Genomic DNA, 22,313 nt, shown 5'->3' with positions numbered 1-22,313 from the left:
ATATGGCGACCGGTTGCGGCTCGGTCGAGTCGGTTCCGCATGTTTTCGGCATGCTTGAGGAGGCGCGGGCACCTGTGGCTGGTAACTCGGGTTACGAAGGACTGCCGGTCACGGCAGCGGAGTTCTGGCGCGAGCGGTTGATTCCGTTCCCTCCGGAAACCGCTCTGCCCGTCGACTTCGCCTACCCGCAGCACCCGGGCGGGCAGACCCTGACCCGCGCCCGCACCTTCGCCGCCCTGGCACCCGACACCACGCTGCTCGCCGCGTACGCCGCCCTGTTGCACCGCTACGACGGCCGAGAGGGCGATGTCGCGGTGGCCTGCTCCGGACTGTCCGTGCGGATCGCGGTGGACACCTGGACCACCTTCGCCGAGCTCACCGCCCGCACCGCCGCCGCCTGCGCGGAGGCCGCCGCCCACCGGGTACCGGTCGCCGCGCTGGTGGCCGAGCTGGACCCCGAACCCACCCGCGCCGGCGGCTGGTTCTGCAACACCGGTTTCGGCGGCACCAGCGACCCGTACCCCTGGGACGGCGGTCCTCTCGACCTCGTCCTGCACGCCGGTGCGGGAGAGGTGCGCGCGACCTACCGGACCGATCTCTTCGAGGCGGCGACCGTCGACCGGATGCTCGGTCACTATGTGAACCTGCTGACGGACGCCCTGGCCCACCCGGACACGCCGGTCGGTGAACTGGCCCTGCTCGGCGACGAGGAGCGGCACCGGATTCTCGTCGAGTGGAACGACACCGAGCACGACGTGCCCGCCGCGACCTGGCCGGACATGTTCGCCGCCCAGGTGCGGGCCCGCCCGGACGCGGTGGCCCTGGTCTTCGAGGACACCCGGCTCACCTACGCCGAACTCGACGAACGTGCCAACCGCCTCGCCCACATCCTGGTGGCCCGGGGCGCGGGACCGGAGAAGGTGGTCGCCCTCGCGGTGCCCCGCTCGGCCGAACTGATCGTCGCCGAGGTCGCGGTGCTCAAGTCCGGCGCCGCCTATCTGCCCGTCGACACCGACTATCCGGCCGACCGCATCGCGTACATGCTCGCCGACGCCACCCCGGTCTGCCTGGTCACGACCACCGACGTCGCCGCCGACCTGCCCTCGGACACCGGGACGGAGCGGCTGCTCCTCGACACCCCGGCCACCGCGGCCGAGTTGGCCGCCCAGCCGGTCCACGATCCCGAGTCGCGGGGGTCGCTGTCCGTCGCGAACGCCGCGTACGTGATCTACACCTCCGGCTCCACCGGCCGCCCCAAGGGTGTCGTGCTGTCCCACGCGGGGGTGGCCAAGCTCGTCGCCACCCAGAGCGAGCGCTTCGGGATCGGACCGCACAGCCGGGTCCTCCAGTTCTCCTCGCCCAGCTTCGACGTGGCCTTCTGGGACCTGTGCCTCGGCCTGCTCTCCGGAGGCCGGCTCGTGGTGGTGCCGGCCGAGCGCAGGGTGCCCGGCGCGCCACTCGCCGACTACGCGAACGCCAACGGCATCACGTTCATGATCCTGCCGCCCGCACTGCTCGCGGCCATGCCCGACGACGTCCGACTTCCCGCCGGGGCAACCCTGTTGGCGGGCACCGAGCGCGTTTCCCCCGAACTGGTCGGCCGCTACGCGCGCGGCCGCATGATGTTCAACGCCTACGGGCCGACCGAGGCGACCACCAACTCCACCCTCGGCCTGTGCGACCCCGACACCCCGGCCGGCACCATCGTGCCCATCGGTGTGCCCGACCCCGGCACCCGGGCGTACGTGCTGGACAGCAGGCTGCGGCCGGTCCCCGCCGGGGTCCCCGGCGAGCTGTACCTGGCCGGCGCCGGACTCGCCCGCGGTTACCTCGGGCGGCCGGGACTGACCGCCGAGCGTTTCGTGGCGGACCCCTTCGGGGGGCCCGGCGAACGTCTGTACCGCACCGGCGACCTGGTGCGCTGGAAGGCCGACGGGCGGCTGGAGTTCCTGGGGCGGGCCGACAGCCAGGTCAAGATCCGCGGCTTCCGGATCGAGCCGGGCGAGATCGAGTCCGTCCTGCGCTCCCACCCCGCTGTGGACCAGGCCGCCGTCATCGTCCGCGAGGACCGGCCCGGCGACCGGCGGCTCGCCGCGTACATCGTGCCCTCGCTGGACGGCGGGTCGGAGGTCGCCGAATGGAAGGATCTGCACGAACTCCTGTACGCCGCCGCCGGATCCGAGGGGTTCCAGGAGAACTTCGCGGGCTGGAACAGCATGTACGACGGGCTGCCCATCCCGCTCGCCGAGATGCGCGAGTGGCGCGACGCCACCGTGAGCGGCATCACCGCGCTCCGGCCGCGCCGCGTCCTGGAGATCGGCGTAGGCAGCGGCCTGCTGCTGTCCCGCATCGCCCCGGCCTGCGAGGCCTACTGGGGCACCGACGTCTCCGAAGAGGCGATCCGCGCCCTCGACACCCAGGTCGGGACCGTCCCCGGCCTCGCCGACCGGGTCGAACTGCTGGCCCGCCCCGCACACGACACCACCGGTCTGCCCATGGGCCACTTCGACACCGTGGTCATCAACTCCGTGGCCCAGTACTTCCCGAGCGCCGACTATCTGACGGATGTGCTGCGCCGCGCCGGGGAACTGCTCGCCCCGGGCGGCTCGGTGTTCCTCGGCGACGTGCGAAACCTCCGGCTGCTGCGCACCCTGCGGGCCGCCGTGGAGAGCGGCCGCACGGACACGGACGACAAGGAAGCGCTCTGCGCCGCCGTGGCCCGTTCGGTGTCCTGGGAGGGCGAACTCCTCCTGGATCCGGACTACTTCGCCACCCTGGAGGGCTTCACCGCCGACATACGGGTCAAGCGCGGCGCGTATCACAACGAGTTGACGCGATACCGGTACGACGTCGTGCTGCGGCCGACCGGTGACGGTTCCCGGAACGTCTCGTCCCTCCGCGACCCCCGCGCGGGTGGCGGAACGATTCTCCCGGCCGTCGGGGCGGCCCGTTCGGTGACGGGGGATGCGGCGGATGCGGGGATGACGAAGGAGGGCTCTGCCCTTTCGGACGCGGCGACGGGGCAGGACATTCCCGAGCCGGATGGGCAGCCGGGCCCCGGCGCGGGTCGGGTGGCCCTCACCGGCGACGCCCCCGTGCCGCCTGCCCGCCTGCTGCCCACTCCCGTGCCGCCGGCCGCCGAGGAGCTGGCCTGGTCCGGTTCCGTCACCCTCACCGCGCTCGACGCCAGGCTCGGCTCCGACGACCGGCCCGCCCTGCTCCGCGTCACCGGTCTGCCCAACGCCCGGCTCGCGGAGGATCTCGCCGCGCTCGGCGCCCTGGACGGCAGCAGCCGTCCCCCCGCGGACGCGACCGACCCCGAGATTCTGCACGAACTGGCGGCACGGCACGGCTACCGGGCCGCCGTGACCTGGAACGGCATCGCGACGGACGGCAGCCTCGACGCGGTGTTCGCCCTCGGCGACACCCCTTTCGGCGAGCTCTACCGCCCCGGACCCACCAGCGCCCACCCGCCCGCCAACCGGCCCGCGCCGTTCCGCGACGCGACGGCGCTCATGCGGACGCTGCGGGTGTACGCCGCCGAGTGGCTGCCCGAGTACATGGTGCCGAGCGCGCTCGTCCCCCTGGACCGGCTGCCCGTCACCCCCAGCGGCAAGCTGGACGGCGCCGCGCTGCCCGTGCCCGACTACGCCGCACTCAGCTCCGGCCGCGCCCCGCGCGACGCCCGTGAGGAACTGCTCGGCGGGCTGTACGCACAGGCGCTCGGCCTGCGGTCGGTCACCGTCGACGACGACTTCTTCGCCCTGGGCGGCGACAGCATCATCGCCATCCAACTCCTGGTCCTGGCCCGCCGCGCCGGCCTGCGCCTCACCCCCCGTGACGTCTTCAGGCACCGTTCCGTCGCCCAGCTCGCACAGGTCGTGACGCTGGACACGGCACCGGGAGAGGAAGCCGAGGAGTCCCCGCTCCTGCGGCTCACCGCCGACGAACTCGCCGCGCTCCAGGGCGAGTACCCGGTCACCGTCGAGGACGTGCTGCCACTCGGCCCGCTCCAGGAGGGCTTCTTCTTCCACGCGCTGGTGGACGGCTCCGACCACGACGCCTACGTCGTCCAGCAGGTCGTCGAACTCACCGGCCCGGTCGACGCCGACGCCCTGCGCCGCGCCGCCCAGGGGCTGCTGGACCGGCACGCCCCGCTGCGCGCCTGTTTCCGGCAACTCGCCGACGGCCGGCCGGCACAGCTCGTCACCGGGCGGCTGGAGCTGCCCTGGCGCGAGGTGGACCTCTCCGCGCAGGACGCCGCCGTCCGGCACCCGCTCGCCGACGCCCTCGCGGCCGACGAACGCGCCCGCCGCTTCGACCTGGCCCGGCCGCCGCTGCTGCGCTGCGCGCTGGTGCGGTTCGGCGACGACCACAGCCGGCTGGTGCTGACGTTCCATCACATCGTGGCCGACGGCTGGTCGTTGCCGGTCCTGCACCGCGAACTGATGGGCCTGTACGGCGACGGGGCCACCACCCTGCCGCCGGTCGCCCCCTACCGCGCCTATCTGCGCCGGCTCGCCTCCACCGACCGCGACGCGGCCCGCGAGGCGTGGCGTACCGCGCTCGCCGGCCTCGACGAGCCCACCCGTTTCGTCGAGGCGTCCGCCGACGGTTCGCCGATCGAGCCCGCCCAGATCCGGGTCGAACTGTCCGAACGCGTCACCGCCAGGCTGGCGGCCCGCGCGCGGGAACACGGAGTGACCCTCGGCACGGTCGTACAGGGCGCCTGGGGCCTGCTCCTCGGCCGGTTGACGGACCGTCAGGACTTCGTGTTCGGCACCACCGTCTCCGGGCGCGATGCCGCCGTGGACGGTATCGAGTCGATGGTCGGCCTCTTCATCAACACCCTGCCGACGCGGCTGCGCTGGCAACCCACCGACACCCTGGTCCAGTTGCTCGGCCGCCTCCAGGACGAGCAGAGCGCCCTGCTCGACCACCAGCACCTCGGCCTCGCCGAACTCCAGCGGATCGCGGGACTCGCGGGCAGCGGTGAACTGTTCGACACCCTCCTCGTCTTCGAGAACTACCCGGCCGAACCGGGGCTCACCGACCCCACGGGCACGATCCGGATCGCCGGACACACCTTCCACGACGCCGTCCACTATCCGCTCGCCCTGATCGTCAAGCCGGGCCGCCGTCTCGACCTGCGGCTCAAGCACCACGCCCAGCGCCTGGGGACCGACGCCGTGCGGGCCCTCGCCGACCGGCTGACCCTCGTCCTGCACGCCCTCGCCGACGATCCCGGCCGCACGGTAGCCTCCCTCGACCTGCTTTCCCCCCAGGAGCGGGCCGCCGCCCACCTCACCGGAGAGAACCGAGACGTCCCGGCGACCACCCTGGCCGCCGCCTTCGAGGCGCAGGCCGCCCGCACTCCGGCGGCCACCGCCGTCGTCTTCCGTGGCGAGGCACTGACCTACGCCGAGCTGGACGCCCGCGCCGAAGCCCTGGCCCGCCGCCTGCGCGCGCAGGGAGCCGGTCCGGAGAGCTTCGTCGCCGTCGCCGTACCCCGCTCGGCGGAACTGATGGTCGCCCTGCTCGGCGTGCTCAAGTCGGGCGCCGCCTACCTCCCGCTCGACCTCGACTACCCGGCCGAGCGCGTGGCCTACATGCTGGCCGACTCGGGCGCGGACACCGTGGTCACCACGACCGAGGCCGCCGCCCGCGTTCCCCGGCCCGACGGACTGACGCTGCTCACCGTGGACGACCAGAACGTCTCCCCGACAGAGGGGCAGGACGTCTCCCCGCCGAGCGGCCAGGACGTCGTACGGGCCGCCGCGGGTCCGGACGATCCGGCCTACCTGATCTACACCTCCGGCTCCACAGGCCGCCCCAAGGGCGTGGTCGTCACCCACCGGGCCATCATCAACCGCCTCGCGTGGATGCAGGGCGAGTACGGGCTCACGCCGGACGACCGGGTTCTCCAGAAGACGCCGTCCAGCTTCGACGTGAGTGTCTGGGAGTTCTTCTGGGCGCTGTGCGAGGGCGCCGCCGTCGTCCTCGCCGAACCGGACGGCCACCGAGATCCCGCCCATCTCGCGGGGCTCGTCCGCGAACAGCGCGTCACCACCATGCACTTCGTGCCGTCGATGCTGGAGGCCTTCCTGGTCGCGGACGAGGTGACGGGCGACCCCACGTGGGCGGACAGCCTGCGCCGCGTGTTCAGCAGCGGCGAGGCGCTGGCGGGGGAGGCGGCCGGACGCTGGCGGGCGCTGACCGGCGTACCGCTGCACAACCTGTACGGCCCGACCGAGGCCGCGGTGGACGTATCCCACCACCTGTACGACGGCGAGCCCGGCACCGGCGTGCCCATCGGCCGCCCGGTCTGGAACACCGGGCTGCGGATCCTCGACGGATGCCTGCGACCCGTACCGGTGGGGGTGCCGGGCGAGTTGTACCTCACCGGGGTCCAGCTGGCCCGCGGCTATCACGGCAGGCCGGGCCCGACCGCCGAACGGTTCGTCGCCGACCCGTTCGGCGACCCCGGCGAGCGCATGTACCGCACCGGCGACCTGGTACGGCGCCGCGAGGACGGCACGGTCGAATACCTGGGCCGCACCGACCGCCAGGTCAAACTGCGCGGCAACCGCATCGAGCCCGGCGAGATCGAGGCGGCGCTGGTCCGCCAACCCGCCGTCTCCCAGGCCGCGGTGACCGTCCGCGAGCAGCGGCTCGTCGCGTACGTCGTCCCGCCGGGAGCGGCCCTCTCCACCGGCCCGGTCGACGCACCCGGCCCGGCCGACGCCACCGGCATCGACACGGCCGCCCTCCGCGCCACGATGGCGGACACCCTGCCCGCCTCCCTGGTGCCGGACGCGTACGTCGTCCTCGACGCGCTGCCGCTCACGCCCAGCGGCAAGCTGGACCGCGCGGCACTGCCCGCCCCCGAGGCGGAGCGGGCCGCGACCAGGCGGACCCCGAGCGGTGAGCGGGAACGCCTGCTGACGGAGATCTTCGCGGCCGTCCTCGAACTGGCGGAAGCGGGACCGGACGACGACTTCTTCCTGCTCGGCGGCGACAGCATCCGCTCGATCGGCGTCGCGGGCCGGGCCCGCGCGGCCGGCCTGGCCGTGAGCCCGCGCGACGTGTTCGAGCACCGGACACCGGCCGCGCTCGCCGTCGCCGTTTTGGACGCCACCGCCCCGGCCACGCCGGCCGCCGACCGGTCTTCGCCGGCCCTCACCGACGAGGAGACCGCGCACGTCCACCGGCTCGCCCCGGGCGAGGTCGCGGAGATCTGGCCGCTGGCCCCGCTCCAGGAAGGCCTGTTCTTCCACTCCACCTACGACGACGGCGCCCTGGACGTCTACACCGTCCACGAGACCTTCGACTTCGCCGAGCGGATGGACGCCGACCGGCTGCGCGCCGCCGCCCGCGCCCTGCTGGTCCGCAACCCGAGCCTGCGGGCCGGGTTCACCAGCGACGGGTTGCGCCAGCCCGTGCAGTTCATCATCGACGATCCGGAGATCCCGCTCGAAGTCGCGGACCTGTCCGCCTTGCCGCAGGCCGAACAGGACGTACGGCTGCGGGAGTTGACGGACGCCGAGCGCACCCGCCGGTTCGACCTGGCCGCGCCCCCGCTGTTCCGGCTGCTGCTCGTCTGCCTCGGCGCGGAGCGCGGCGACCGGCTGGTGATCGGGCGCCATCTGATCCTCTGGGACGGCTGGTCGGCCTGGCTCTTCCTCGACCAGCTCTTCGCGCTGTACGAGTCCGGCGGTGACGCCACCTCGCTGGCCCGCCCCGGCTCCTACCGCGACTACCTGACCTGGCTGGACGCCCAGGACGACAGCGCCGCCACGGCTGCCTGGCGGGCCGCCCTCGGCGGTCTCGACGAGCCCACGCTGCTCGCCCCCGCTGCCGCCGACCGGGGCCTGGAACCGGTCATCCCGGCGCAGTTGGACGTGCTGCTCCCGGCCGCGCTCGGCGACCGGCTGGTGGAGAGCGGCCGTACCCACGGCCTGACACTCAACACCCAGCTCAACGCCGCCTGGGGCCTGACCCTGGCGTCCGCGACCGGCCGCGACGACATCGTGTTCGGCACCACCGTCGCCGGAAGGCCCAGCGAGGTGCCGGACGTCGGACACGTCATCGGCATGTTCCTCAACACCGTGCCCGCCCGCATCGCGTACGACCCGGCCGAACCCGTCCTGGACCTGCTGCGGCGCATTCAGGGCGAGCGTCTGGAACTGATGCCGTACGAGTATCTGGGCCTCGGCGTCCTCCAGGCCGAGACCGGACACCGGCGGCTCTTCGACACCCTGTTCGTGCTGCGAGACAACGACACCGGAAAGCGGCTGGAACGGCTGCGCGAGCGGCACGGCGCGACCGCCGTCGACAACGTCGACGCGACCCACTACCCCGTGAACCTCGTCGTGACCCCCGGGCCGCGCATCCGGGTCACCCTCTCCCACCGACCCGACCTCGTCGGCCCCGAGCGGGCCGCCGCCCTGCTCGACCGCTTCACGCTGCTCCTCGAGCGGCTGGCCGATGACCTGAGCGCCCCCGTCGGCGGTCTCGACCCGCTGCTGCCCGCCGAGCGCGCCGCGCTCGAACAGGAATGGGCCGAGAGCCGGGTGCCCGACCCCGAGGAGACCGTCGCCGACCTGCTCGCCGCCCAGGCCGTCCGCACCCCGGAAGCCGTCGCCCTGGTCTTCGGCGACCGCACCCTCACGTACGCCGAACTCGACGCCGACGTCAACCGCATGGCCCGGCTGCTGCTCGCCAGGGGCGCGGGCCCCGAGCGGGTCGTCGCCCTCGGGCTGCCGCGTTCCATCGACATGGTCGTCGCCCTCTTCGCGGTGCTGCGCACCGGCGCCGCCTATCTGCCGCTCGAACTGGACTACCCGGCCGACCGGCTCTCGCTCATGCTGGCCGACGCCCGCCCGCTGCTCCTGCTGACCAACGGGGCCGTCTCCGCGACCCTGGACGGCGACCTGACACGCGTCCTGCTGGACGACCCGGCGGTGGCGGGGGAGTTGGCCGCCCTGCAGGCCGATCCTGTCGATGTGCGCTTCAGCCTGGAGCATCCCGCGTACGTCATCTACACCTCCGGCTCCACCGGCCGCCCCAAGGGTGTCGTCACGCCCTACCGGGGTCTGACGAACATGCAGCTCAACCACCAGAAGGAGATCTTCGAACCGGCCATCGCCGCGGCCGGCGGGCGCCGGCTGCGGATCGCGCACACCGTCTCCTTCGCCTTCGACATGTCCTGGGAGGAACTGCTCTGGCTGGTCGAGGGCCATGAAGTGCACGTGTGCGACGAGGAGTTGCGACGTGACGCCCAGGCACTGGTGGCGTACTGCGAGCGGCGCCGCATCGACGTCGTCAACGTCACCCCGACCTATGCCCGCCTCCTGATCGAGGAAGGGCTGCTGGAGGGACACGTCCCGCCGCTGGTCCTGCTGGGCGGCGAGGCCGTCTCGGAGACCGTGTGGTCCCGGCTGCGCGACACCGAGGGCACCTACGGCTACAACCTGTACGGCCCGACCGAGTACACCATCAACACCCTCGGCGGCGGCACCCACGACAGCGCCACCCCGACCGTCGGCCGCCCGATCCGGGGCACCCGCGCCCACATCCTGGACGCCTGGCTACGCCCCGTCCCGCAGGGCGTGCCCGGCGAGCTCTACATCGCCGGCATCGGACTCGCCCGCGGCTACCTCGACCGGCCCGCGCTGACGGCCGAACGGTTCGTCGCCGACCCCTTCGGCGACCCCGGCGAGCGCATGTACCGCACCGGAGACCTGGTCCGCCGCCGCGAGGACGGCAACCTGGACTTCCTCGGCCGCACCGACGACCAGGTGAAGATCCGTGGCTACCGGGTCGAGCTGGGCGAGATCGAGACCGCGCTCAGCCGCCTTCCCGCCGTCTCCCAGGCCGCCGTGATCGTGCGCGAGGAACGGCTGGTCGGATACGTCGTTCCGGCACAACTCACCGACGAGGAGAGGGAGTCGGCGGAGCGCGCCCAGGTCGGCGAATGGCAGGAGATCTACTCCGACGAGTACGAGGAGATCAGCACCGCCGTCTTCACCGAGGAGTACGCCGGCTGGGACAGCTCCTACGACGGACAGCCCATCCCCTTCGACCACATGCACGAGTGGCGCGAGGCCACCGTCGCCCGGATCCGTGAACTCCGGCCGCGCCGCGTCCTGGAGATCGGCGTCGGCTCCGGCCTGCTGCTCTCCCGCCTCGCCCCCGACGCGGAGGCCTACTGGGCGACCGACTTCGCCGCCCCCGTCATCCGCAAGATCGGCGAGGAGCTGCGCCGCGACCCCGCCCTCGCTGCCAAGGTGGAGCTGCGCTGCCGCCCGGCCGACGACCTCAGCGGCCTGCCCGACGGCTACTTCGACACGATTGTCGTCAACTCCGTCATCCAGTACTTCCCGAGCGCCGAGTACCTGACCTCCGTCATCCACGGCGCGATGGACCTGCTGGCGCCCGGCGGCGCCCTCTTCGTCGGTGACGTACGCAACCTGCGGCTCGCCCGGACCTTCCACACCGAGATCCAACAGGCCCGCGGCACCGCCGGAACCGACCTCGGCCAGGCCGTCGAACGCGGGCTGCGCCTGGAGAAGGAACTCCTCCTCGACCCGGACTACTTCACCGGCCTGGGTTACGGCGTGGACCTCCGTACGAAGCGCGGCCACCACCACAACGAGCTGACCCGGCACCGCTACGACGCCGTGCTCTACCGGGGAGCGCCGGACGTACACCTCGGCGACGAGCAGTCCGTTCCCTGGGACGCGGGCCTGAACCTGCCCGACCGGCTGCGCTCCGAAGGTGCCCAGCGGCTGCGGGTCACCGGCGTGCCCGACGGCCGGCTCAGCCCGGAGGCCGTCGACCCCGAAACCCTGCACGACCTGGGCGCCGGGCTCGGTTACCGCGTGCTGACCACCTGGTCCCGCGAACCGGGCACGTACGACGCCGTGTTCCTCACCGCGGACGACGAACTCCGCGTGACCGCGGGGCTGTACCTGCCCGGCGGTGGCGGCGACACCCCGTACGCCAACAACCCCACCGCCGCGCGCGACGCGAGCGCCCTCGTACGGCGGCTGCGCGAGGACCTGAAGCAGCACCTGCCCGACTACATGGTCCCGGCGGCCTTCGTCACCCTCGACCGGCTGCCCATGAACGACAACGGCAAGCTGGACGTCCGGGCCCTGCCCGACGCCGAACCGGCCGTCGCGCTGGGCGGCGGACGCGGCCCGCGCACCCCGCAGGAGGAGGTGCTGTGCAGGCTGTTCGCCGAGGTGCTCGGGCTGTCCTCGGTCGGCGCCGAGGACAACTTCTTCGACCTGGGCGGCCACTCGCTGCTCGCCACCCGGCTGGTCAGCCGGGCCCGCACGGAACTGGGCGCCGAACTCGCCATCCGTGACCTCTTCGAGGCCCCGACGCCCGCACTGCTGGCCGGCCGGGCGGACGTCGGCAGGCCGGCCCGGCCGGCTGTCACCGCGGTGGGGGAGCGGCCCGAGCGGATTCCGCTGTCGGCAGCCCAGCGGCGGCTGTGGCTGGTGGAGCGGATCGCGGGCGGCGACACCGGCGGTGTGGCGTACAACTTCCCGCTGGTGTTCCGGCTGCGGGGGGAGTTCGACCCGGCCGCACTGCGGCAGGCGCTGCGCGATGTCGCGGGGCGGCACGAGGTGCTGCGTACGGTCATCGAGGAGCACGAGGGCGAGCCCCGCCAGCGCGTTCTGGGGGCCGACGAGGCAGAACCGGCGTTCACCCTGAGCGACTGCGGTGAGGACGACCTGCCCGCACTCGTCGAGGCGGCACAGCGCCGCCCCTTCGACCTGGCGTCCGAACCGCCGTTGCGCGCCGAGGTGTTCCGGATCGGCGCCGCCGACCACGTGGTGGCCGTCGTGCTCCATCACATCGCCACCGACGAGTGGTCGGACCGGCCCTTCCTCGCCGACCTGAACACCGCCTACGCGGCCCGTGCGGCGGGCGAGGCGCCCGACTGGGCGCCGCTGCCGGTCCAGTACGCCGACTACACGCTCTGGCAGGAGATCCTCCTCACCCAGGTCGGAGAGACACAACTCGGCTACTGGACCGAGGCCTTGCGCGGCCTCCCCGAGGAACTCACCCTGCCGGTGGACAGGCCGCGCCCCGCCGAACCCACCGGGCGCGGCGGCACCGTACGCCACGAAGTACCCCCGGAACTGGGCGCGGCGCTGCGCGCGCTGTCCGGCGAGACCGGCACGAGCATGTTCATGGTGCTCCAGGCGGCCACCGCGGCGCTGTTGCACCGGCTGGGCGCGGGCGACGACATCCCGCTGGGCGCCCCCGTCGCCGGACGCATGGACACCGCCCTGGACGACCTCGTCGGCTTCTTCGTCAACACCCTCGTTCTCAGGACCGATCTGTCCGGCGCGCCGTCCTTCACCGAACTGCTCGCCCGGGTACGGGAATCCGCACTCACCGCCTTCGAGCACCAGGACCTGCCGTTCGACCGGGTGGTCGAGGCGGTCAATCCGCCGCGGGTGGCGGGCCGCAACCCGCTCTTCCAGGTGATGGTGGGCTACCACCACCGTCCGGACGGCGACCCCGACGTGCTCGGCATGGTCACCGAGTGGTTCGACATGGACACCGGCATGGCCAAGTTCGACCTCCACTTCACCTTCGTGGACGAGACGGAGACGGGCCGGCTGGAGCTGCTCCTCCACTACGCCACCGACCTGGTCGACCACGGCACGGCGCAGCGGCTGGCCCAGCGGCTGGTACGCCTGCTGGAGCAGCTCGCCACCGACCCCGCCAAGCCGGTTGCCGAACCCGATCTCCTGGACATCCACGAACGCGGGCTCGTCCTGGACGAGTGGAACGGCACCGCCCACCAGGTGCCCGACCTGACGCTGCCGGAGCTGTTCCGCGCGCAGGCTGCACGCACACCGTCGGCGACCGCCGTCGTCTTCGAGGGCACCGCTCTCACGTACGCGGAGCTGGATGTGCGCGTGGAGCGGCTGGCGCGTGTGCTGGCCGGGGCGGGGGTCGGTCCGGAGAACACGGTCGGCGTCGCGTTGCCTCGCTCGGTGGCCTTGGTCGTGACCCTGTTGGCCGTGCACCGCGCGGGCGGCGCCTATCTGCCGCTGGATACCGACTACCCGGCGGAGCGGCTGGCCTTCATGCTGGCCGACGCGTCCCCGGCGTGCGTGGTGACAGGGGACGCGGCCGTTGTGCCCGGCTCGGACGTGCCGTGTCTGCTGGTGGATGAGGGCGGTTTCCCGGCGGAGGCGGAGGCGGAGGCGGATACCGGGTCACCGTTGCCGATGTCGTACGACCCGCGCCACCCGGCGTATGTGATCTACACGTCGGGGTCGACCGGCCGCCCCAAGGGTGTGATCGTCCCGCAGGCGGGCATCGTCAACCGGCTGCTGTGGATGCAGGGCGAGTACGGACTGACGTCCGCCGACCGGGTGTTGCAGAAGACGCCGTCGAGCTTCGACGTGTCGGTGTGGGAGTTCTTCTGGCCGTTGATCACGGGCGCGACGCTGGTGGTGGCGCGGCCGGAGGGGCACAGGGACCCGGTGTATCTGGCCGGGCTGATCCAGCGGCAGGGAATCACGACGGTCCACTTCGTGCCGTCGATGCTTCAGCTGTTCCTGGACGAGCCGGACGCGGCTGGGTGCGAGGGGCTGCGGCGGGTGATGTGCAGCGGCGAGGCACTGCCCGCGCCGCTGACCGTGCGGTTCCATCAGGTGCTGAGCGGCACGGAGTTGCACAACCTGTACGGCCCGACCGAGGCGTCCGTGGACGTCACCGCCCGCGAGGTGGGCCCCGGGACGGCCGCCGTTCCGATCGGGCGTCCGGTGTGGAACACCCGCACGTACGTCCTGGACGCCGCTCTGCGCCCGGTGCCGCCGGGTGTGGCAGGCGAGCTGTACCTCGCGGGGGCGCAGTTGGCCCGGGGGTATCTGGGCCGCGCGGCTCTGACGGCGGAGCGGTTCACGGCCGATCCGTACGGTCCGGCGGGCAGTCGCATGTACCGCACCGGCGACCTCGCGCGCTGGACGCGGGACGGCGAGCTGGAGTACCTGGGCCGCGTCGACGACCAGGTCAAGTTGCGCGGATTCAGGATCGAACCCGGTGAGATCGAGGCCGTACTGGCGGCCCATGAGAGCGTCGCCCACGCGACCGTCCTTGTGCGGGACGAGCGTCTGGTGGCCTACGTGATCCCGGCGCCGGGCCGTACCCCCGACACGGCGGAACTGCGCACGCACGTCGTGGCAGCGCTGCCCGGCCACATGGTCCCGGCCGCTCTCATCGCCCTGGACGCCCTCCCGCTCACCCCCAACGGCAAGCTGGACCGCCGGGCACTGCCCGCGCCCGACTTCGCCGCCGAGGTCACCGCCACCCTGCCGCGTACCCCACGCGAGGAACTGCTGTGTGACGCGTTCGCCACCGTCCTCGGACTCGAACAGGCCGGCATGGACGACGACTTCTTCGCCCTCGGAGGCCACTCTCTGCTGGCGATGCGCCTGGTCAGCCGGATACGCACGGTCCTGGGCGTGGAACTGCCGTTGCGCGCGGTCTTCGAAGCGCCCACCGCGGCACGCCTGGCGGCCCGCATCGGCGAAACCCGCTCCGTCGGGCGCCGCCCGGCGCTCACCGAGGGCCGGGAGCACCCGGAACGGCTGCCGCTCTCCTCCGCGCAGCAGCGGCTGTGGCTGCTGCACCAGGTGGACGGCCCGAACCCGGCCTACAACATCCCGGCCGCCTGGCGGCTGACCGGCCGGCTCGACCGCGCCGCCCTGGAAGCCGCGGTCAACGATCTCGTCGCCCGGCACGCCACCCTGCGCACGCTCTTCCCCGCCGAGGACGGTCTGCCGTACCAGCGCGTCCTGGATCCCGCCGAGGCCCGGGTGGAGATGGCCACCGCGCCCTACGAGCAACTCGCCGGGGCCGCCGCCCACAGCTTCGACCTGGAGCGCGAACTCCCGCTGCGGGCAACCCTGTTCGAGACAGCACCCGACGAACACGTCCTGCTGCTCCTGTTGCACCACATCGCCACCGACGAGTGGTCCGACCGGCCGCTGCTCGCCGACCTGGGCACCGCCTACGCCGCCCGCGCGGCCGGCCACGCCCCCGACTGGGCTCCGCTGCCGGTGAGTTACACCGACTACACCCTCTGGCAGCGCGATCTGCTCGCCGACACCGGCGAAGACCTGCTCGCGTACTGGACCGAGACCCTGCGCGGCCTGCCCGAGGAACTGGTCCTGCCCACCGACCGGCCGCGCCCCGCGGAGTCCGGCCACGGCGGCGGCACCGTCGGTTTCACCGTCCCGCCGGAGCTGGAGCGCGCCCTGCGCGCCCTGGCCCGCGGCGAGGGCGCCAGCATGTTCATGGTCGCCCAGGCCGCCGTGGCCGCCCTGCTGCACCGGCTGGGCGCGGGCGACGACATCCCGCTCGGCGCCCCCGTCTCCGGCCGCAGCGACGAAGGGCTAGAGGACCTCGTCGGCTTCTTCGTCAACTCGCTGGTCCTGCGCACCGATCTGTCCGGCGACCCGGACTTCGCCGGACTGCTGCGCCGGGTCCGGGAGACCGACCTGGCCGCCTACGAGCACCAGGACCTGCCCTTCGAGCGGCTGGTGGAAGCGGTCAACCCGGCGCGCTCGCTCGCCCGGCACCCGCTGTTCCAGGTGATGGTCGTCCACCTCGCGGGACCCGGCTCCACCCCGGCCCTGCCGGGACTCACCGCCCGGCCCGAGCCGGTCGGCCAGGAGACCGCCAAGTTCGACCTCAGCTTCGACTTCGTCGAACAGGGCGACGGCAACGGCATCCAGGGCTGGATCGAGTACAGCACCGACCTGTTCGACCCCGACACCGCCGACCTGCTGGCCCGCCGCCTGGTGCACCTCCTCGAACAGGTCGCCGCCGCCCCGCGGCGGCCGCTCGGCCTCCTCGACATCCTGGCCGACGACGAACGCGCGCTCGTCCTCACCGACTGGAACGACACCGCCCACGAGGTGCCGGACCTGACGCTGCCCGAACTGTTCAGCGCCCAGGCCGCCCGCACCCCCGCCGGGACCGCCCTCGTCTTCGAGGACACCGTCCTCACCTACGCGGAACTGGACCTGCGCGTGGAGCGGCTCGCGCACACGCTGGTCGCGGCCGGCGTACAGCCGGGGAACACCGTCGCCGTCGCCCTGCCGCGCTCGGTGGCCCTGGTCGTCGCCCTCCTCGCCGTGCACCGCGCGGGCGGCGCCTATCTGCCACTGGACACCGACTACCCGGCCGAGCGGCTCGCGTTCATGCTGGCCGACGCACGCCCGGTCTGTGTGGTGACCGACGGCCGGGTCGCGCTGCCGGACTCGGACGTGCCGCGCCTGCTCGTCGACGACACGACACCTCCGCCGCCCGCCCCCTGGACCCCGCTGCCCGCCTCGTACGACCCGCGCCACCCGGCGTACCTGATCTACACCTCCGGCTCCACCGGCCGCCCCAAGGGCGTGGTCGTCCCGCACACGGGCATCGTCAACCGGCTGCTGTGGATGCAGGCGGAGTACGGACTGACCTCCGAGGACCGGGTGCTCCAGAAGACCCCGTCGAGCTTCGACGTGTCGGTGTGGGAGTTCTTCTGGCCGCTGATCACGGGCGCCGCCCTGGTGGTCGCCCGGCCCGAGGGCCACCAGGACCCCGCGTACCTGGCCGACCTGATCCGGCGCCGGGGCGTCACCACGGCGCACTTCGTGCCGTCGATGCTCCGGGCGTTCCTCGCCGAACCCGCGGCGGCCGACCGCACCGGCCTGCGCCAGGTGATGTGCAGCGGCGAGGCACTGCCCGCGCCGCTGGCCGCCCGCTTCCACCAACTCCTCGGCGGCACACGGCTGCACAACCTGTACGGGCCCACCGAGGCGTCCGTCGACGTCACCGCCCACGAGGTCCTGCCGGGCGGAGCCACCGTCCCGATCGGCCGCCCAGTGTGGAACACCAGGACCTACGTCCTGGACGCCGCGCTGCGCCCGGTGCCGCCGGGCGTGGCCGGAGAGCTCTACCTCGCCGGGGCCCAACTGGCCCACGGCTACCTGGGCCGCCCGGACCTGACGGCTGAGCGGTTCACCGCCGATCCGTACGGCCCGGCGGGCAGCCGCATGTACCGCACCGGCGACCTCGCGCGCTGGACGCGGGACGGCGAGCTGGAGTACCTGGGCCGCGTCGACGACCAGGTGAAGCTGCGCGGATTCCGGATCGAACCCGGCGAGATCGAGACCGTGCTCGCCGGACACGCCACCGTCGCGCAGGCCACCGTCCTGGTACGGGACGAACACCTGGTCGCCTACGTGATCCCGGCCGCCGGCCGGACCCCCGACGCGGCTGAACTGCGCGCGCACGCCGCCGCGCGTCTGCCCGACCACATGGTCCCGGGCGCCTTCGTGCCCCTGGACGCCCTCCCGCTCACCCCCAACGGCAAGCTGGACCGCCGGGCCCTGCCCGCGCCCGACTTCGCCGCAGAGGTCGCCGCCACCCTGCCGCGCACCCCGCGCGAGGAACTGCTGTGCGAGCTGATCGCGGACGTCCTCGGACTCGAACGGGTCGGCCCCGACGACGACTTCTTCACCCTCGGTGGCGACAGCATCGTGGCCATGCAACTGGTCGGCCGCCTCCGCGCGGCGGGCCTGACGATCACCCCCCGGGACGTCTTCCGGCACAAGTCGGCCGCCGGACTCGCCGCCGTCGCCGTGGACTCCGTACGCCGTGAACAGGAGGACCCGGCCACCGCGCTGCTCGACCTGACCGCGGAGGAACGGGCCGAACTCCCGGCAGAGACAGAGCTGTTGCCGCTGTCGCCGCTCCAGGCCGGACTGCTCTTCCACGCGTCCTTCGACTCCGCCGACCTCGGACCCGACGTCTACACGGTCCAGGTGTCGTACGACATCGACGGCCCGCTCGACGCCGCACGGCTCCGTGCGGCCGGGCAGGCCCTGCTCGACCGGCACGACAGCCTCCGCTCCGGGTTCCGCTATCTCTCGACGGGACGCCCGGTGGCCGTCGTACCCCGGACGGTGCCGCTGCCCTGGCGTCAGGTGGACGTCGACGGTGACGAGGACTGGGAGCGGCTGCTGCTCCAGGAAAGGCGCCGCTTCGACCCTGCCGAACCGCCGCTGCTGCGGCTGCTCCTCGCCCGGCTCGCGGACGGCGGGCACCGGCTCGTCCTCTCCCACCAGCACCTGTTGCTGGACGGCTGGTCGGTGCCACGCCTGATGGCCGAGTTGACGCAGTTGTACGACGGCCGCGTCGCCCTGCCCGCCGCCGTCCCCTACCGGGACTACCTCCGCTGGCTCCACCGGCAGGACACCGCCGCCTCCGCCACCGCCTGGGCCGAGGCGCTGGACGGCCTCGACGAGCCCACGCACCTGGTGCCCGCCGACCCGAACCGGGCGCCGGCCGTGCCGCACACCCACACCGTGGAGGCCGACGCTGGGCTGACCGCCGCGCTCACCGACCTGGCCCGCAGCCGCGGCCTGACCGTGAACACCCTGGTCCAGTGCGCCTGGGGGATCCTGCTGTCCCGGCTCACCGGCCGCGACGACGTGGTGTTCGGCGCCACGGTCGCCGGGCGCCCCCCGGAGATCGAGGGGGTCGAATCGATGGTCGGGCTGTTCATCAACACCGTGCCGGTCCGGGTCCGGATCCGGGACGAGGAACCGCTCGCCGCCCTCCTGGACCGGCTCCAGGACGAACAGTCCAAGCTGATCAGCCACCAGTACCTGGGCCTGTCCGACATCCAGCGCGGCGCCGGACTCGGCGAACTCTTCGACACCCTGGTCGTGTTCGAGTCGTATCCCGTAGAAGACAATGCCGACGACGAGGACGCCACCGGGCTGCGTACGACCGTCCGAGACCACCAGGACTCCACGCACTACCCGTTCGCCTGGGCCGTCGAGCCCGGCGAACGACTGCGCCTGACCGCCGAGTTCCGGCCCGACCTGTTCGAGCCGGCGACGGCCCGGCGGATGGCCGCCGCGATGCTCACCGTCTTCGAGGCGATGACCACCGCACCCGGACAGCCGGCCGGGCGGGTCGACATCCTCACCCCCGCCGACCGGCACACCATCCTGGAGACCTGGAACGACAACGCCCTCCCGGCCGGGGCGACCACCGTCCCCGCCCTCTTCGAGGCACAGGCCGCCGCCGCACCGGACGCGGTCGCCGTCACCGACGCACACGTCACCTGGACCTTCGCCGAACTGAACGAACGCGCCGACCAGTTGGCCCGGGTACTGGCCGCGCGCGGCGCCGGTCCTGAACGGATCGTGGCCCTGTCCCTGCCCCGTACGGCCGACCACATCACCGCGATCCTGGCCGTCATGAAGGCGGGCGCCGCCTATCTGCCCCTGGACACGGAACTGCCCGCCGAGCGAACCCGCGACATGCTCGACGACGCCCGCCCGGTCCTGATCCTCACCACCACCGAACTGGCCGCCGCGCTGCCGGCGACCGACATCCCGGCACTCCTGATGGACGCGGCGCACGACGAGCCGCAGAGCGAACCGACACCGCCTTCCGCCGACCATCCCGCCTATGTCATCCACACCTCGGGTTCGACAGGCCGCCCCAAGGGCGTCGTCGTCACCCACCGCGGCGTCGCCAACCTCTTCCACAGCCACCGCCGCGATCTGCACGAACGCGCCAGGGACCTGACCGGCCGCCGTCACCTGCGGGTCGGGCACGCCTGGTCCTTCTCCTTCGACGCCTCCTGGCAGCCGCAGTTGTGGCTCCTGGACGGACACGCCCTGCACATCGCGGACGAGGAGACCCGCCGCGATCCCGAACTCCTGGCCGCGCTCATCCAGGAACAGCGACTGGACTTCATCGAGGTCACACCGTCCTTCCTGGACCGGATGGCGGACAGCGGGCTGATCGGCGAGGACGGCGACTGCCCGCTCGCCGTGGTCGGCTTCGGCGGCGAGGCCGTACCCGACTCGCTCTGGACCCGGCTGCGCGCGCTGCGCTCCACGGAGGCGTTCAACCTCTACGGACCGACCGAGGCCACCGTCGACGCCCTCGTCGGACGGGTGCGGGACAGCGACCGCCCGGTGGTCGGCCGCCCCGTCCACAACACCCGGGCCTACGTGCTCGACGCGGCGCTGCGCCCGGTGCCGCCCGGCGTCACCGGTGAGCTGTACCTGTCCGGCGCGGGTCTGGCCCGCGGCTACCTGGGCCGCCCGGACCTGACGGCCGACCGGTTCGTGGCCGACCCGCACGGCCCGGCGGGCGGCCGGATGTACCGTACGGGCGACCTGGCCCGCTGGACCGAGGACGGCCTGCTGGAGTACGCGGGACGCTCCGACGACCAGGTCAAGATCCGCGGCTACCGGATCGAACTCGCCGAGATCGAGGCGGCGTTGGACGCCCACGCATCCGTCGCCCAGGTCGTGGTCACCGTCCGCGAGGACCGTCCGCGGGTGAAGCAGCTCGTCGCCTACGTCGTCGGGGCCGAAGGCACCGCGCCCGACCCGGCAGCCCTGCGCGCCCACACGGCGGCCGTGCTGCCGGAGTACATGGTCCCCGCCGCCGTGGTGGTCCTGGACCGGCTGCCGCTGCTGTCCAACGGCAAACTGGACCGCAAGTCGCTGCCCGCCCCGGACTTCACGTCGGCCACGAGCGGCCGCAAGCCCGAGACCGACACCGAGCGCGCCCTGTGCGCGGTCTTCGCCGAGGTGCTGGGCCTGCCCGCCGAAGCCCTCGGCACCGACGACGACTTCTTCGCCCTCGGCGGCGACAGCATCGTCGCCATGCAGATGGTCAGCCGGGCCCGCGCGGCCGGCCTGCGGATCACCCCCCGCCAGGTCTTCCAGCACCGCGACGTCGCCGCGCTCGCCGCCGTCGCCGTGCCCCTTGACGCGGCCGAGTCGGTCCGTACGCACGACGACGGCACCGGCAGCGTCCCGCTCACCCCGATCATGCACGCGCTGCGCGAACGCGGCGGTCCCATCGAGGGCTACCACCAGGCCGCCCTGCTCCGGACACCGGCGGCCCTGGACGAGGCCGGGCTGCGGGCCGTGCTGCGGGCCGTCGCCGACCGGCACGACATGCTGCGCGCCCGCCTCGTACGCGGCCGGACCGAGCCCCGCCTCGCGGGTGAGCGCGGCGAGGCGTGGACGCTGCACGTGCCGCCGCCGGGCAGCGCCGACATGGCGGACTGGATCCGCCGGGCCGACGTGACCGGCGCCGACGACGAGGCGCTGCGCGCGGCCATCGCCGAACACGCGGAGGCCGCCCGCTCGCGCCTCGACCCGGACGGCGGGGGCATGGTGCGGGCCGTGTGGTACGACGCGGGCCCCGACCGGCCGGGACGGCTGCTGCTGCTCGTCCACCACCTGGTCATGGACGGGGTGTCGTGGCGCGTCCTGCTGCCCGACCTCGCCGCCGCGTGGCAGGCGGTCGCGGCCGGCCGTACTCCGGAACCCGCGCCGGTCGACATCTCCTTCCGCCGCTGGTCCGAGCTGCTCGCCGCCCGTGCCACCGCCCCCGTCACGGAGGACGAACTGCCGCTGTGGACCTCGGTCCTGGCCGACGGAGCCCGGCTGCCGCTGGCCCGGGACCTCGACTCCGAGCGCGACACGGTCGAGACCACCCGCTATCTCTCCCTGACCCTGCCCGCCGACATCACGGCCCCCCTGCTGAGCCGGGTGCCCGCCGCCTACGGCGCCACGGTCAACGACGTGCTGCTGACCGCGTTCGCCCTGGCCGTCGCCGACTGGCGGGCCCGCACGACGGGTTCCGAACCCGTGGCCGCGCCCGGCAACGCCGTCCTGGTGGACCTGGAGGGCCACGGCCGGGAGGAGGAACTGGCGGGCAACGCCGATCTGTCCCGTACTGTCGGCTGGTTCACCAGCGTCGTCCCGGTCCGGCTGGACCCGGGCGCGATCGACCTGGCCGACGCCTTCGCGGGCGGTCCGGCCCTGGACACGGCACTGGCCCGGATCGGGGAACACCTGGCCGGACTGCCCACGGCGGGCATCGGCCACGGTCTGCTGCGCCGTCTTAACCCGCTGACCGGACCGGAACTGGCCCGGTACGGCGAGCCGCAGATCGAGTTCAACTACATGGGCCGTTTCGACCACCCGGAGGCCGCCGACTGGTCCTACGCCGACGAGGGCGACGCCGCCGACCTCGACGCGGATCCGGCCATGCCGATGTCGCACGCCCTCACCGTCAACGCCCTCACCGAGGACCGACCCGGCGGCCCGGAGCTGGGTGCCCACTGGGCCTTCGCCGACGGATTGCTGACGGAGGAGGCCGTGCGGGACCTGGCGCAGACCTGGTTCCGGGCGCTGGAGGCCCTGGTGCACCGTGCGGCACGGCCGCGGCCCTGA

At 73.2% G+C, this 22,313-nt stretch carries 1 protein-coding gene; it reads left to right on the top strand.

The window, feature by feature from the left end:
* Nucleotides 1-74: 74 nt before the first annotated feature.
* Nucleotides 75-22,313, top strand: coding sequence for a non-ribosomal peptide synthase/polyketide synthase (locus ACIBLC_RS12170; protein ID WP_399210752.1), 22,239 nt, complete (start codon nucleotides 75-77; stop codon nucleotides 22,311-22,313).

Source organism: Streptomyces sp. NPDC050535 (genome assembly GCF_044457665.1).
GTDB lineage: Bacteria > Actinomycetota > Actinomycetes > Streptomycetales > Streptomycetaceae > Streptomyces.
Note: the sequence above shows the minus strand (reverse complement) of the source record. Positions and strands in the feature narration are given on the sequence as shown.